Here is a 16,380-nt window from a genome sequence, read left to right as displayed (position 1 = left end):
GCTTTTTATTATACTAAACATATAACTATTTAAACACCTAACAAAAATAGCTAAAACATTTTTTTTGATGCCTTTATCTAGAATAATAGTTCTTAAGCCACACCATTAATCGATTACAAACGACTACAAACATTTACAAACGAATTTAAGCAAGTAATAACCGAATAACTTTTGGATCCCGTTGCATATTTGCATTGTCGAAACATAAGAACTCGATAGTATTAACTGTTTAACGATAAAATTTAAAATTATGAGCACACTTAGAAACAAAGTACAGTTGATTGGCAACTTAGGAAACGATCCAGAAATCATAAATCTGGAATCTGGAAAAACACTGGCCAAATTTAATATGGCCACCAACGAAAGCTACACCAATAATAAAGGTGAAAAAATTACCGATACCCAATGGCACAACATTGTGGCCTGGGGCAAAACGGCAGAAATAATTGAAAAATATGTAACTAAAGGCAAAGAGGTTGCTGTTGAAGGGAAGCTAACATCGAGAACTTATGACGATAAAGACGGAGTAAAGCGCTACATTACCGAAGTAGTTTGCAGTGAGTTGCTTATGCTTGGAAAGTAAAACCTTTTTTTGCCCAAGAAAACAAACAAGATTCTTTTCTAGAATCTTGTTTGTTTTTTTACGTTATCTACATTAAAATAACCTCCTTTATTTTCTTTTCTTTCTAAAGATTGATTAATTATTAAATGCGCAACATTTATCATGTTTCGCAATTCGCAAAGTGGTGTGCAAATTTTAGATTCTTTGTAAAGATCTTCAACCTCGTTATATATTAAATCGAGGTGCTTTACGGCTTTTGTTAGCCTGTTGTTACTTCTAACAATACCAACATAATTGCGCATTAATGCTTGTAATTGATGTAAGTTATGCTGAATTAAAATGTGCTCTTTTGGGGTAATTGTACCTTCATCATTCCATTCGGGAATTTTCAAATCTATAGCTTTAAGGCTGTCATCGCATAAATATTTAAAAATATTATGTGCGTAAACCAAAGCTTCTAATAGCGAATTAGAGGCTAATCTGTTAGCGCCATGCAAGCCAGTTCTGGTACATTCGCCACAGGCAAATAAATTAGCAACAGAGGTTTTTCCGTGTTTATCAACGTTAATACCTCCGCACAAATAATGAGATGCGGGCACAACGGGAATCCAATCGGTTTCTAGATTAATATTATGTGCTTTACATTTTTGGTAAATGTTGGGAAAGTGTTTTTTAAACGCCACCATGTCTAAATGCGTGCAATCTAAAAACACGTGCGTATCACCGGTTTTTTTTAATTCGCTATCTATGCTTTGCGAAACAATATCTCTGGAGGCCAATTCTGCCTGCTCGCTATATTTTGGCATAAAACGTTCTCCGGCTTTATTGCGCAAATAGGCACCAAAGCCTCTAACGGCCTCGGATATTAAAAAAGCAGATTGGTTGCCCATTGCATTGTACATGGCCGTTGGGTGGAACTGTACAAATTCCATATCAGATATTTTGGCTTTAGCTCTATATGCCATGGCAATACCATCGCCAGTTGCTATTACCGGGTTTGTAGTATGCCCATAAACCCAACCAATGCCACCAGATGCTAAAACCGTTCGGTCTGCTTTTATGGTAAAAATAGATTCGGTTTTTTGGTCTAATACATAAGCTCCGTAGCAGGCATCTTTTATAGGTTTTGCTTCTTTTAAATGATGATTTGTAATTAAATCTATAGCAAAATGATGCGGAAAAATACTAATGTTTTGTAGCTGATGTGCTCTAGTTAATAATGCACGTTCAATCTCGAAACCTGTTATGTCTTTATGATGTGCGACACGCGATTCTGAGTGCCCGCCTTCTTTTCCTAAATCTAAATTGCCACTCGTATCAAAATCAAAATTGGCGCCCCAATTTATAAGTTCTTCCAAACGTTTTGGCCCCTCTTTTACCACCATTTCTACAACAGAAGGGCTACAAAGCCCATCGCCAGCTATTAAAGTGTCTTTAATATGTTTATTGAAGGAATCTTTTTCAGAATTTAGCACTACCGCTACACCACCTTGGGCATATTTTGTATTAGACTCTTCTTCGCTGGATTTAGTAATTATAGTTACTGTTCTATCGGGAAATTTTTCAGCGATTTTAACCGAAAATGTTAAACCCGCAACACCAGAACCAATCACTAAATAGTTTGTATGCATTTTAGTTATTTTGATAATTCCAACATGCGCTCAATAGGTAATAAAGCACGATTAATAATCGTTTTATCGACTTCTATTTGTGGCGATTCGTTAAGCAAGCAATCGTATAATTTTTGCAGGGTATTCATTTTCATAAAATGGCACTCGCTACATGCGCAGGTATTATCTTCTTTGGCTGGCGCAGGAACTAATTCGGTGTTGGGCATTTCTTCCTTCATTTTATGTAAAATACCGGCCTCAGTGGCTACAATAAACTTTTGGTCTGGATGCTGCTTTACATAATTAATCATACCCGAAGTAGATCCTATATATGTTGCCGTGTTTAAAATATGCTCTTCAGATTCTGGGTGTGCAATAATTTTATAATCTGGGTATTTTTTATGAAGTTCGATAAGTTTATCCATCGAAAAGGCTTCGTGCACAATGCAACTGCCGTCCCAAAGCAACATATCGCGCCCGGTTTCTTTAATTATGTAAGCGCCTAAATTTTTATCGGGGGCAAAAATAATTGGAGTATCCTTAGGAACAGATTCTACAATTTTTAGTGCATTTGACGAAGTGCAAACAATATCGCTTAATGCCTTAATTTCTGCTGAACAATTAACGTAGGTAATAACCACGTGGTCTGGATGTGCTTCTGTAAATTTTTTAAAAGCATCTGGCGGGCAAGCATCTGCCAACGAACAGCCAGCGTTTAAATCGGGCAGAACCACGGTTTTATCAGGACTTAAAATTTTTGCTGTTTCTGCCATAAAATGTACACCTGCAAACACAATTATATCGGCATCTGTTTTGGCTGCCTGCTGCGATAACCCCAAACTATCGCCTACATAATCTGCAATATCCTGTATTTCTGGCACCTGATAATAATGAGCAAGAATTACGGCGTTTTTTTCTTTTTTTAGCCTATTTATTTCTTTTACTAAATCCATGGCTTTTATTATTTTTTTAATTAGAAAATAAAAATTTTTTAAAACAAACTATTCCTCAAGGGCTAACCAAAAAAGGTAGGCTTGGAATGTGCCAAGTAAAGGTTTTGCTCGTTTCATTTTAACCTAGGGGCAAAAACTAGATTTGTTGTTTATACCTACTCCTTACAGTTATAGGGACAGGATTTTTAGGAATAAACACCAAGGTTTGGGGCTACAGAAACCCTAATTAAACCTTAACTAAAAACTCCCAAATTTAAAAACCTAAATTAAACAGTTACAGCAGATAGCTTTTTTATTTCTAAATTAATTTCGTTTAATGTTAATTCGCTTTTATCCAATTCTTTTAAAGCTGATGTTTTAATGTCTTCGAATACATTTTTTACACTTTTAAATAAATTTTGATAATACATCACACCTTCTTTCATGTTATTGGTAAAATTTAAAAGGTATTTTTCTTCTTTTTTATTAAAAGATGCTTTAGAGGCTTCTAATTTATTTTTTAAATAATCTATGTAAATATACAACTCCTTAATAAACAAGTTTGGACGATCGTTTCTGCTTATCATGTTGGCTCTTCCGTATATGTGATCGGTTATATCTTTTAGTGTCATAACTTTAGAGTAATAAGCCATATTTGGCCCTGGGCAAATAGAAACACCCTCGCCCTCCACTTTAGTCTCTAAGTTATATTTTAACAAAGCTGATGTACCTAAACCAACACAGGTGCAAGATTTTTCAATGATTTTATGGTACTTCTGCTCGTAATCTTCCTTGGATAGCTCTTGTGCTTTTAAGTCCTTTATTTTTAAATATTGATATTCTCTGGATGCTGTACAAATACCTGTTTCTTTAAATTCTTTATTGAGTGCTACAAACTTTTTAGGACAAGAGCTACCAGGTCTTCCTTTGTCTATTAAAACCTGCTTCTCAATATCTTTTGTGTTGGCTCTAAGGTTGTTAAACGGCACTCCTAAAGGCGAAATATCGCTTAAATACAAATCTTTTTCTTTAGAATCTGCTAGTTGCTGAATTGTTTTTTCGTCAACTGTTGTTGCATCTGGAACTAGCAAAAATGGCGATCCCCAACCCACAGAGTCTAAATTGTATTGCTTAATAAGGAACTCGTGTTCTTCATCTGTACCTACACCTCCTTGGGCTGTTATTTGAATAGGTAATGCTTTGTTTGGCACCACTTTATTTTGATTTAAAAGCTCTTGATTTAAAAGTGCTTGAATATCTGTTTTTAATTCTTCGCGTTTTTCTTTAAATTCTGCTAAAACAGGTCCTAAAAGATAACCATCTGTGGCGAAAGCATGCCCGCCGCAATTAAGGCCAGACTCGATTCTATATTCTGAAACCCACAGTCCTTTTTTAGCTAAAAACTTACCTTGTATTAATGCCGATCTGTAGTCGCTTACTTTTAAAATAATCTTCTTTTTTAAGTTACCGTTTTCATCAGGGAAAAAATCGTTAAACTGAGACATGTAACTGTACAGTCTTGGGTTCATTCCTGCAGAAAGCACAACGGCAGAGCTTAATTTGCTATTGGCAAAGCCTCTTAAGGCAGCATGGGCATCGTTATATTCTACGGGCAGTTTTTCGTTTTTCTTATAATTGTCCTTATCCACCTTGGTCATTATATTAACATCTATGCTTCCCATGGTTAGGTTGTTGTTGGCCCAAGTTTTTAGGTCCGAAAAACTGTAGTCTTTGGCTGTTAATTTTTTAAACTCTTGTTTTATGCTCGAGTTGTTTGGCAGCATGTTTATGTACTCGATTAAATCGTCGCTTTTATCGGAGGTTATTTGTTTTAGCGATTCAAATTTTTTCTGGGCCAAATCGCTAATTAAGTTAAGGTAAGAGGTAATCCTTTTTGCTCTAAAATCTTCTATTTTATCCGAGATTTCCTCATAGGGCATTTTAAATTTTTCGCTGTACATTTTTCTTAACTTCTCAAGTAAAATATCGTCAACAAGAGAAATTACAGAATCCATACCATACTGTGCTACTTTTAAAGGGGTGTCTATTGTAAATCCTATTCCCATAACAGGAATATGAAAGGAATGTGTTTTTTTCATACGCGCTAGATTAATCGGCAAATATACTACGTTTATTGTTCATGGAACATGACAAATGTCATACTTTAACTTGCCGTTTGTTAAAAAAAGCAAAGGACTGAATATTTTAATTAACAAAAAAGTTATTGATTTTAAACAAAAAAAAATTATTAAAGATGCACGCACAACCCTTGTTTTGTTTAATTATTCTTAACAAGTAGCTGCAAAACAACAAAAATCGATAAAACTTAAACGCACCTATGCTGTTTACCTAAGCTTTAGTATTTTTACGGTTAATTCTCAATTCGATCGCTATTATGTCTGTAGAACCAAAATTAGTTAGATTTAAACAAAACGTACTGTCTAAATTCCAGATATACAACAGTATATTCATGACATTGCCTTTTGAATCAATAACTAAAACAGGAGTGTTGCTCCCTTTATTTTACGAAACCTGCAAAAAAGGATTTGCCAATGAAGACGACCCAACAACCATTGTAGATACGTTTTTTAAAAAATACCAAGCCCGTCGAAACCGAGAAAGCCAAATCAATTTATTATTCCGTTTTATACAATACATTGAAAGACAAGTGGTTTTATTTGATGCCGTAGAAGATGCTGCATTCCCAATAATAAACAATATGGAAGGCATTGGCACCCTAAGAAACCTTAAAGAAAGAGCCAAAGCAGAAAACAAAATAGACGATTTAATAGCCTACCTTGAAGAATTTAAGGTACGTATTGTATTAACGGCACATCCTACACAATTTTACCCTGGCCCGGTTTTAGGAATTATTACCGATTTAACAGAAGCCATTAAAGACAACAACCTAAACGATATTAGTAGCCTATTTGCGCAATTGGGAAAAACACCGTTTTTTAAACGCGAAAAACCCACACCTTACAACGAAGCCAAAAGCCTTATTTGGTATTTGGAGAACGTATTTTACTCTTCATTCGGGGAAATATACAATTATATCCAACAGAACATCTATATTGAAAACAAAAAACACAACGAAATTATAAATATTGGTTTTTGGCCCGGTGGAGACCGAGACGGCAACCCTTTTGTAAAGCCAAAAACAACCCTAAAAGTTGCCAAAAAATTAAAAAAAGCCATCCTTAAAAAATACCATTTAGATTTAAGGGCCTTAAGGCGTAAGCTTACCTTTAGAAACGTAGAAGACAGAATTATCAATTTAGAAACCATACTGTACAATTACAGCATCAATTTAAACACAAGCAAAACCATTTCTTTACAAGACCTTATTGCAGAACTAACAAGCATAAAAAACTACATAATAAAAGAGCACCAATCGCTGTACGTAAAAGAAATTGATAATTTACTAAACAGAATTCACCTGTTCGGATACCATTTTGCCACGCTTGATATTAGGCAAGATAGCAGAATTCACACCACAGTATTCAATACCGTAATAAACCGTTTAATTGAAAACGGAAGCAGTTGGTTTCCTAAAAACTACAATAGCTTAACCGAAACCGAACAACTGGAAATACTATCAAAAGCAGGTTCCGAATCTATAGATATCGATGCTTTTGAAGACGAAATGGTACAAAACACCCTAAAGAGCATTGAGGCCATAAAATCCATACAATCCACAAATGGCGAGCGGGGTGCACATCGATACATAATAAGCAACAACCAAACCGCTTTAAACGTTATGCAGCTTTTTTCAATGCTAAAAATGGTCGCTTTTAAAGACCAGTTAACCGTTGATGTTGTACCGCTTTTTGAAACCATAACCGATTTAGAAAACGCCCCGGCAGTTATGGAGCAGCTTTACACAAATGCCGCTTACAAAGCCCATTTAAAAAGTCGAGGCAACAAACAAACCATAATGCTCGGTTTTTCAGATGGCACAAAAGACGGTGGCTATTTAATGGCCAATTGGGGCATTTTTAAAGCCAAAGAACTGCTTACCGAAATATCCAGAAAACACGATATTACCGCCATATTTTTTGATGGCCGCGGCGGACCACCAGCAAGAGGCGGTGGTAAAACGCACCAATTCTATTCTTCTTTAGGCCCCACTATTGAAGACAAGGAAGTACAGCTTACCATACAAGGCCAAACCATTAGCTCTAATTTTGGCACCCTAGAATCGTCGCAATACAACCTAGAGCAACTTATAAGCTCGGGCATAGACAACAGGATTTCTGGTGAGCGCAACAGATTATCGGACGACGACAGGGCGGTAATGACAGATTTGGCCGAAACCAGTTACCAATCTTATAAAAACTTTAAAAACCACCCCATGTTCATTCCGTATTTAGAACGTATGAGCACCTTAAAATACTATTCCAAAACCAATATTGGAAGCCGCCCATCAAAACGCGGCAACTCAGACAAATTAGTGTTTTCAGATTTAAGAGCCATCCCGTTTGTAGGGTCTTGGAGCCAGCTTAAACAAAATGTTCCAGGCTTTTTTGGGGTTGGTACAGCACTTAAAAAATACGAAGATGCCGGCCAGTTTAATAAGGTCGAACAACTTTACAGCAACTCCAAATTCTTTAAAACCCTTCTAGAAAACAGCATGATGTCTTTAACAAAATCGTTTTTCGATTTAACAAAATACATGTCCAAAGACGAAGAATTTGGCGATTTCTGGAATATAATTTACACTGAATACGAAACAACCAAGAGACTTATATTAAAGCTTACAGGTTACAGTGCATTAATGGAAAACGAACCTACCGGGAAAGCATCCATAGAGGTTAGGGAATCTATTGTTTTGCCCTTGCTAACCATACAGCAATATGCGCTTAAACAAATTCAGGTACTAGAAAAACAAGGTGTTGGCAATGATAACGAGGAAAAGAAAATTTTCGAAAAAATAGTAACACGCTCGTTATTTGGCAATATTAATGCAAGTAGGAATTCGGCTTAAAAACTTTGATATAAAATAAACGCTGTTTTAAAACATATAAATCGCTGCTAGCGTTAAGGCCGCAAAACTATTTACAGGCATTAAATCGCTATCAAAATAAACTTTTTCAGAATTACTATCTAAACGCAGCTCGGGTTTAATAATTAAATTTTCAACGGTATAGCTTCCGGTAAGGGTTATTGAAAACACATGTGGCTCATCGAGAGCTCCATCCGTTTTCCAATTAAAATACTCGCCTCGCAAACCAATTGAAAAATTATCAGACGTTGCTAATTGCGGATATAGTGCAACACCGTAAAAACCACTACCTGCATTATCTGAATAACCTGCGTTAATGCCAAGATAGAACTTATCAAAAACATCAATGCCGCCAGTGTAATCTACTTCAAATCCCAAAACCTCATCATCATCATAATAAAAATTCAAAAAATGGCCAGCATACCCTAATTGTGCGCCTATTGCATAACCGCCAACCAAGTCGTTATTAACATCTGTTGGGTTCATTATTGCCAGCATTAAGCTAAAATCTTGGGTCAAGGCAAAATCTGCTTTTAGGCCAACATGCGAAAACGGGCCGCTAGAAAACAGGTAAGACGTACTGTAATTAAAGTTTCCGGAAGGAGAGATAACCTCGTAACCCAAATACGTGTTAAATCTACCAAGTGTTAAAGTGGTTTTTTTAGACACCTCCCAATAGGCATATAATTGATTAATAAAAACATCGGTATCTGCTCCAACTGCCTGCAATCCGCGAGTACCAAAAGCAAGATCTGAAACAGCACCGGTTTTTTCACCTTTATAAGACACTATAATATTTGCCATACCCAGCCCAAACCCTGTTTGGTTGGCAAACGATGTACCAAAAGATTGAGCGCCCCCATCACCACCATTAAATATAGGATTGGCTTTATCGGTCGAGGTTAAATTGGTTTGGTAATACGCATCAACAGTTCCGCCAACACTTAATTTATTGGCTATTGCTGGATCTTGAGCAAATAATACCGTTGCTAAAAACAGCATCAAGAGCGTTGTAAGTTGTTTCATAATAATCAAATGGCCGGTTGTAAGTCTTTAGTTTTCCTAAAAAAGCGGGTCAAAATTATAAAAAAAATACAAGCCCTGTTTTTTTTGACCCATTTTTTATTTTGATGAAAAACAAACAAGCCACATTAATTATTTATTATAAGCTTAAAGCCAATTTTTTAGCAATTGAATATTTATTAAAATATTATTGTTTAACTGATATATAATTAGTTTGGGCTTGGGTATATTTTTAAAATCGGAATAATAACTCAACCCTTATTACAAATCAAACCTTAGTGTATATATTAGCTAATCAAGGCCTATTTTTAATTTAAAATTTGTTGATTATGCTGAAGAAACAAGGACTTTATTTACCCGAATTTGAACACGAAAATTGTGGTGCAGGTTTTATATGCAATCTCAACGGCGAAAAAACCAACCAAATTATACACGATGCTTTAGAGATTTTGGTAAAACTGGAGCACAGAGGCGGTGTGAGTTCCGATGGAAAAACAGGTGATGGTGCAGGTCTCTTAATCGATATTCCGCACACTTATTTTAAACGGGTTTGCGACTTTGAAATTCCGGCACAGGGTAAATATGCTGTGGGCATGGTGTTTTTGCCAAAAAACCTTAACCAATATAAATTCTGTAAAGACAGTTTCGAAAAAGAAATAGTTGCCCAAGGCCTATCGGTTTTGGGTTGGCGGAAAGTTCCTGTCGATTCTACCCAATTGGGCGAAATCGCTTTGGCTTCAGAACCCAATATCGAACAAATATTTATCGAAAAAACAAACGATATTTCTGAAGATGTTTTTAAAGCAAAGCTCTATGCGGCACGTAAAATTACCGAACATACTATAGCCAATTCCAAAATGTCTGAAAGTTCATATTTTTATGTATCAAGCCTATCAACAACCACATTAATTTACAAGGGTATTATTATGCCCGAAGACATTGGCCCCTATTATAAAGATTTACAAGAAACCGATTTAGTTACTCGATTGGCATTGGTGCACCAGCGTTTTTCTACCAACACCATGCCCACTTGGGAACTCGCACAACCCTTTAGGTTTATGTGCCAAAATGGAGAAATCAACACACTTCGAGGCAATGTAAGCCGTATGCGCGTTCGCGAAGAAATTATGAAAAGTGATGTTTTTGGCCCTCAAATCGATAAATTATTTCCTGTTATATTACCAGGAAAATCAGATTCCGCATCCATGGATATGGTGGTAGAATTATTAACCCACACCGGACGCTCGTTACCAGAAGTGATGATGATGATGATTCCCGAAGCTTGGGAAAAACACAAAACCATGTCGCCAGAGCGTAAAGCCTTTTACGAATACAACGCTTGTATTATGGAGCCTTGGGACGGTCCCGCATCGGTACCTTTTACAGATGGCAATTACATTGGCGCCTTACTGGATAGAAACGGATTGCGACCTTCGCGATACACCGTTACCAAAAGCGGCAAACTAATCATGTCCTCTGAAATTGGGGTGGTCGATATTGCCCCCGAAGCTATTGAAAGCCACGGCCGCTTAGAACCCGGAAAAATGTTTCTGGTTGATATGAACGCGGGCCGCATTATTAACGACGAAGAAATTAAAAGTAAAATCGTATCGGAAAGACCCTATCAAGAATGGTTGGACAAAACCCGTTTGCATTTAAAAGACATTCCGTACAACAACGAAACTTGCCCGATTGAAACCATCGATTTAAAAACCCGCCAGCGTTTATTCAATTATACCTTCGAGGATATTCAAGAGGTTATCACTCCAATGGCCGTAAACGCTAAAGAAGCCTTGGGCTCTATGGGAACCGATACGCCATTGGCGGTTTTATCAGACAGACCCCAACTTATTTCAAACTACTTTAAACAACTATTTGCCCAAGTTACCAACCCGCCTTTAGATGGCATTCGCGAAGAAATTGTAACCGATATTAGCTTAAACCTAGGCAAAGACCGTAATATTTTCAGTATTTCCGAAAGGCAATGTAGAAAATTAAAAATCCAAAATCCCGTAATATCCAATACCGATTTAGAAAAAATAAGACACATTACCGTTGAAAGCTTTAAGGCCGAAACCATAGAAATGCTCTATCCAAAAGCACAAGGACTAAACGGACTTGAAGATGCTCTGGATGCCATTATCGTTCAAATCGAAAAAGCTCTCGACCGCAAAACAAACATCATCATACTTTCAGATAGAGGTGTAAACAAAGTATTTGCTCCTATTCCGCCGTTATTGGCCTGTTCTTATGTGAACCATCAAATGAATCGTTTGCGCAAACGCTCGTATTTCGATATTATCATAGAATCTGCCGAACCTCGCGAGCCGCATCATTTTGCTACATTAATTGGTTATGGCGCCAGTGCCGTAAATCCGTACATGGTAAACGAAATTATAAGAATGCAAGTAAAAGAAGGGTTTATTGAAGGCATGGACGAGCAACAGGCTGTCGATAATTTTAACAAAGCCATAGGGAAAGGTATCCTTAAAATAATGAACAAAATAGGAATCTCTACCTTACATTCGTATCGAGGTTCTCAAATATTCGAAATTGTAGGTTTTAATTCTTCTTTTGTTGAAAAATATTTCCCATATACCGCTTCAAGAATTGAAGGTATTGGATTATACGAAATTGAAAAAGAAATTAACGAACGTTACAAATACGCCTATCCAGATATATTAATAGACAAACGATTAGGCTTAAATATTGGTGGCGATTACCGTTGGCGACGCAATGGCGAACGCCACATGTTCAACCCAACAACGCTTGCAAAATTGCAGCAAGCAGTAAGATTGAGCGATCAAGCCAGCTACGATGTGTATGCTAAAGCTATTAACGAACAGTCTGAAAATTTAATGACCATTCGTGGATTATTTGAATTTGATAATTTAGACCCCATTCCGTTAGATGAAGTAGAACCCTGGACAGAGATTGTAAAACGTTTTAAAACAGGTGCCATGTCTTACGGATCTATTTCTCGTGAAGCACACGAAAATCTGGCAATTGCCATGAACCGTATTGGTGGCAAATCCAACTCTGGAGAAGGTGGCGAAGACAGAAACCGTTTTCATATCGATGCCAATGGCGATAATCGCAATTCGGCCATCAAGCAAGTAGCATCTGGTCGTTTTGGGGTAACATCGCATTATTTAACAAATGCCAAAGAGATTCAAATTAAAATGGCGCAGGGTGCAAAACCCGGCGAAGGCGGACAATTACCAGGCGAAAAAGTACTGCCATGGATTGCCGCGGCACGTAACTCCACTCCTTTTGTGGGGTTAATTTCGCCACCACCGCATCACGATATTTATTCCATTGAAGACTTAGCACAACTTATTTACGATTTAAAAAACGCCAATCGCGAAGCCAGGGTAAACGTAAAACTCGTTTCAGAAGTTGGTGTTGGCACTATTGCAGCCGGCGTTGCCAAAGCCAAAGCCGATGTGGTTTTAATCGCAGGATACGATGGTGGCACGGGCGCATCGCCATTAACCTCTTTAAAACACGCTGGTTTGCCTTGGGAACTCGGTTTAGCCGAAGCACAACAAACCTTGGTTTTAAATAAATTAAGAAGCAGAATTGTTGTAGAATGCGATGGCCAGTTAAAAACAGGGCGCGATGTGGCCATTGCTACATTATTAGGCGCAGAAGAGTTTGGTTTTGCCACAGCTCCTTTAGTAGCCTCGGGCTGTATTATGATGCGCAAATGCCACTTAAACACCTGTCCCGTTGGAATCGCTACTCAAGATAAAGAATTGCGCAAAAACTTTAAAGGCACACCAGAACACGTTATTAATTTCTTCTATTATATCGCTGAAGAATTGCGTGGTATCATGGCACAACTCGGGTTTAGAACCATGGACGAAATGATTGGTCAAACCCATAAAATTAACGCCAATAAAGCCATAAAACACTATAAAGCAAAAGGCTTGGATTTATCTTCAATCTTACACAGACCAGCAGTTTACAAAGAAATGGAAGTTCGCAATACTAAAAAACAAGACCATGTTTTAGATGATGTTATGGATTTTCAAATCCTGAAAGATTCCCACCCAGCACTGTACAGAAAAGAAAAAATGACTTTAGCCTATCCAATCCATAACATAAACCGAACGGTTGGCGCTATTGTAAGCAACGAAATATCTAAAAAATATGGCCATCTGGGATTGCCTGAAGATACCCTAAACATCAATTTTACAGGTTCAGCAGGACAGAGTTTCGGAGCCTTTGGCGCACACGGATTAACGTTTAAATTAGAAGGAAATACAAACGATTATTTAGGGAAAGGCTTATCTGGCGCAAAACTAATTGTTAAGAAACCCGAAAAAGCAACCTTTATCGCGGAAAACAACATTATTGTTGGAAACGTTTGTTTGTTCGGTGCCGTTGAAGGTGAAGCCTATATTAACGGTATTGCTGGCGAGCGTTTTGCGGTGCGTAACTCGGGCGCAACCGCAGTAGTTGAAGGCGTTGGCGACCATTGCTGTGAATATATGACTGGTGGAAAAGTTGTTGTTTTAGGCAAAACAGGACGAAATTTCGCCGCTGGAATGAGTGGTGGTATTGCTTATGTTTACGATCCTGAAAACAAATTTGTTAACGGATTGTGCAATACCGAAACCATTGAATTTGAGGATATTTTGGATGATGATGCCAACGATTTAAAAGCTTTGATTGAAAAACATGTTTTATATACAGACAGTAATCTTGGTAAAAGATTATTAAAAAATTGGGAAAACAGCTTAAAAGATTTTGTTCGGGTAATGCCGACTGAGTATAAAAAAGCTTTGAAGCGTTTAGCAAAAGGAGAAATACTAGTTGAAGCATTAGAAACAGCATAATACGATGGGAAAGATAACAGGTTTTAAAGAGTTTGAAAGAAAAAATGAAACATACACGCCTGTAAAGGATCGTGTAAAACATTATAAAGAATTTACAATTCCGCTCTCAGAAGAGGAACAAAAAAAACAAGGGTCTCGCTGTATGGATTGCGGTATTCCTTTTTGCCATAGTGGTTGCCCACTAGGGAATTTAATCCCAGATTTTAACCACATGGTGCATCAAGGTGAATGGCAAAAAGCCTCTTGGATACTACATTCTACAAATAATTTCCCTGAATTTACAGGACGCTTATGCCCTGCACCATGCGAGCAAGCTTGCGTTTTGGGTATAATTGAAGACCCTATTTCTATAGAAAATATCGAAAAAAATATAGTTGAGCGCGCTTTTGAAGCAGGCTGGATTAAACCTCAGCCACCAAAAGTTAGAACTGGAAAAACCATTGCCATTGTTGGCTCGGGGCCAGCTGGATTAGCTACCGCACAACAATTAAACAGAGCTGGACATACAGTAACAGTTTTTGAACGTGATGATGAAATAGGCGGTCTATTACGCTATGGAATTCCTAATTTTAAAATGGAAAAAGAAATTATCGACCGTCGTCTTGCTATTTTAGAAGCCGAAGGCATCACATTTAAAACCAATGTAAATGTTGGCGTAAACTATGATGTTGAAGAATTAAAAGCCTTTGATGCCGTTGTACTTTGTGGAGGTGCTACTAAAAGACGCAGCTTACCAACCCCAGGTATTGATGCCGATGGCGTGGTGCAAGCCATGGATTTTTTAACCCAGCAAACCAAAGTGTTATTTGGCAAAAAAGTAGAAAATCAAGTATTGGCAACCGATAAAAACGTAATAGTAATTGGTGGTGGCGATACAGGTTCGGATTGTGTAGGCACATCAAATCGCCAAGGTGCAAAATCGGTAGTGAATTTTGAGATTATGCCAAAACCTCCAGGGCATCGTTCGCCAACTACTCCGTGGCCATATTGGCCTTTACAGTTAAAAACATCGTCTTCTCATCAAGAAGGTGTTGAGCGTAACTGGTTAATAAACACAAAAGAATTTTTAACCGATAAAAACGGAAAACTCACGGCTTTAAAAACCATAAATGTCGAGTGGAAAATGATTCCTGGCGAACGCCCAAAACTGTTAGAGATTGAAGGCACCGAAAAAACATGGCCTTGCGATTTAGCACTTTTAGCTTTAGGCTTTACAGGTCCTGAAAGCACTTTGGCCGATAAACTTGGCATTGAAAAAAATGCACGTTCAAACTATAAAGCTGAATACGGAAAATACCAAACCAATATACCGAATATATTTACAGCTGGCGATATGCGTCGCGGACAATCATTAATTGTTTGGGCCATTTCCGAAGGTAGGGAAGCGGCTCGACAAGTTGATATTTATTTAATGGGCAAATCTGATTTAGCCACTAAAAATGCTGCTGGCGATTTGGTTGGTGTACATTAATAAATCTATACATATGCTATAGAGGGGCTGTCTAAAAAGTAAAAAACTATGTCATATTGAGTACTTCGACTGCGCTCTGCACAGGCTTTGACGAAGTATTTTAACTTATTGACAATCAAGGTCGGTTTCGACAAGCTCAACCTGACAAATTAAACCCAAAGGACTTTTTAGACAGTTGCTTTTATGATAACTGTATAAACTTTTTTATAAATTCGTCTTTACGTCTTACCGAAACATCTATAGTGGTATTGTCTTTCATGGTTACGTAGCCACCTTTTCCTTTGGTGTATTTTTTCACATAAAACAAATTAACCAAGTAAGAATTATGAACTCTAAAAAAATGGTTGTTTAAAAGAAGTTTTTCAAAGACTTTTAAGGTTTTGGCTGTTGTTATTTTGTTTCCTTGTTTGGTAAAAATATGTGTATAATTAACATCTGCATTACAATATAAAATATCTGAAACTTCAACAAATACATAACCATCTGGTGTGGCAATACTAATTCTTTTTAAGGCATTTTCAACCTTTAAATTATGAAGTAATACATCTATCTTGTTTTTTAAATAAGAGGTTTCAACTACATTTTTAAGCTTTAATACGGTGGCGTGAAAATCGTCTTTATCAATAGGTTTTAGTAAATAGTCAAGTGCGCTAAAACGAAATGCTTCGACGGCATAAGTTTCAAAAGCGGTTGTGAAAATAATATTAAAATCAATATGCCCAATCTGTTCTAAATAATCAAATCCTGTTTCATTGTTTATTTTAACATCTAAAAAAACCAGTTCCGGTTGAAGTTTTTTGGTGGCTTCGAAACCCTTTTTAACGGTATCAAACGTACCTACAATATTAAAAACATCTGGGTAATTTGAGGTTAGTTTTAAAACAGCATCTATGCAATGCTGCTCATCATCAATTATTATAGTTTTTATCATAA

At 37.1% G+C, this 16,380-nt stretch carries 9 protein-coding genes; 4 read left to right on the top strand and 5 right to left on the bottom strand.

The genetic code is table 11. The annotated features are described in order from the left end of the window. The first annotated feature begins 250 nt into the window (after positions 1-250). On the top strand, positions 251-583 hold the full coding sequence (locus ACFSQS_RS11380) for a single-stranded DNA-binding protein (RefSeq protein WP_388018711.1): 333 nt from the start codon (positions 251-253) through the stop codon (positions 581-583). 38 nt (positions 584-621) lie between these two features. Here the strand turns inward: ACFSQS_RS11380 and nadB are convergent, their stop codons facing one another. The 3 genes from nadB to ACFSQS_RS11365 form a co-directional block, all read right to left on the bottom strand. Further along, positions 622-2,193, bottom strand: coding sequence for an L-aspartate oxidase (gene nadB / locus ACFSQS_RS11375; RefSeq protein ID WP_388018708.1), 1,572 nt, complete (start codon positions 2,191-2,193; stop codon positions 622-624). Positions 2,194-2,198: 5 nt separating this feature from the next. Further along, on the bottom strand, positions 2,199-3,125 hold the full coding sequence (gene nadA, locus ACFSQS_RS11370; protein WP_388018705.1) for a quinolinate synthase NadA: 927 nt from the start codon (positions 3,123-3,125) through the stop codon (positions 2,199-2,201). A 266-nt stretch (positions 3,126-3,391) separates the two neighbouring features. After that, on the bottom strand, positions 3,392-5,203 hold the full coding sequence (locus ACFSQS_RS11365) for a hypothetical protein (RefSeq protein WP_388018702.1): 1,812 nt from the start codon (positions 5,201-5,203) through the stop codon (positions 3,392-3,394). A 296-nt stretch (positions 5,204-5,499) separates the two neighbouring features. Here ACFSQS_RS11365 and ACFSQS_RS11360 point away from each other — a divergent pair, with 296 nt between their 5' ends. Continuing rightward, a complete protein-coding gene (locus ACFSQS_RS11360) occupies positions 5,500-8,091 on the top strand; it encodes a phosphoenolpyruvate carboxylase (RefSeq protein WP_388018699.1) in 2,592 nt (863 codons plus the stop codon). Between the two features lie 27 nt (positions 8,092-8,118). Here the strand turns inward: ACFSQS_RS11360 and ACFSQS_RS11355 are convergent, their stop codons facing one another. Beyond that, positions 8,119-9,135: an outer membrane beta-barrel protein gene (locus ACFSQS_RS11355; protein ID WP_388018696.1), complete on the bottom strand. Its 1,017-nt coding sequence runs from the start codon at positions 9,133-9,135 to the stop codon at positions 8,119-8,121. Between the two features lie 326 nt (positions 9,136-9,461). Here ACFSQS_RS11355 and gltB point away from each other — a divergent pair, with 326 nt between their 5' ends. After that, entirely contained in the window at positions 9,462-13,976 is a 4,515-nt protein-coding gene (gene gltB / locus ACFSQS_RS11350; protein ID WP_388018693.1) for a glutamate synthase large subunit, read from the top strand. Between the two features lie 4 nt (positions 13,977-13,980). Further along, a complete protein-coding gene (locus tag ACFSQS_RS11345; RefSeq protein WP_388018690.1) occupies positions 13,981-15,447 on the top strand; it encodes a glutamate synthase subunit beta in 1,467 nt (488 codons plus the stop codon). Between the two features lie 181 nt (positions 15,448-15,628). Here ACFSQS_RS11345 and ACFSQS_RS11340 read toward each other — a convergent pair whose 3' ends face one another. After that, on the bottom strand, positions 15,629-16,378 hold the full coding sequence (locus ACFSQS_RS11340) for a LytR/AlgR family response regulator transcription factor (protein ID WP_388018687.1): 750 nt from the start codon (positions 16,376-16,378) through the stop codon (positions 15,629-15,631). Positions 16,379-16,380 lie beyond the last annotated feature (2 nt).

The sequence above is a fragment of the Gelatiniphilus marinus genome, from assembly GCF_042684345.1.
GTDB lineage: Bacteria > Bacteroidota > Bacteroidia > Flavobacteriales > Flavobacteriaceae > Gelatiniphilus > Gelatiniphilus marinus.
This window is presented reverse-complemented; position numbering and strand designations above follow the sequence as displayed.

What these genes read in the sequence shown, in the direction of transcription:
- ACFSQS_RS11360 (WP_388018699.1), top strand. Translation starts at nt 5,500, where the DNA reads ATGTCTGTAGAACCAAAATTAGTTAGATTTAAACAAAACGTACTGTCT.
- ACFSQS_RS11340 (WP_388018687.1), bottom strand. Translation starts at nt 16,378, where the DNA reads ATGATAAAAACTATAATAATTGATGATGAGCAGCATTGCATAGATGCT.
- nadA (WP_388018705.1), bottom strand. Translation starts at nt 3,125, where the DNA reads ATGGATTTAGTAAAAGAAATAAATAGGCTAAAAAAAGAAAAAAACGCC.
- nadB (WP_388018708.1), bottom strand. Translation starts at nt 2,193, where the DNA reads ATGCATACAAACTATTTAGTGATTGGTTCTGGTGTTGCGGGTTTAACA.
- ACFSQS_RS11345 (WP_388018690.1), top strand. Translation starts at nt 13,981, where the DNA reads ATGGGAAAGATAACAGGTTTTAAAGAGTTTGAAAGAAAAAATGAAACA.
- gltB (WP_388018693.1), top strand. Translation starts at nt 9,462, where the DNA reads ATGCTGAAGAAACAAGGACTTTATTTACCCGAATTTGAACACGAAAAT.
- ACFSQS_RS11355 (WP_388018696.1), bottom strand. Translation starts at nt 9,135, where the DNA reads ATGAAACAACTTACAACGCTCTTGATGCTGTTTTTAGCAACGGTATTA.
- ACFSQS_RS11365 (WP_388018702.1), bottom strand. Translation starts at nt 5,203, where the DNA reads ATGAAAAAAACACATTCCTTTCATATTCCTGTTATGGGAATAGGATTT.
- ACFSQS_RS11380 (WP_388018711.1), top strand. Translation starts at nt 251, where the DNA reads ATGAGCACACTTAGAAACAAAGTACAGTTGATTGGCAACTTAGGAAAC.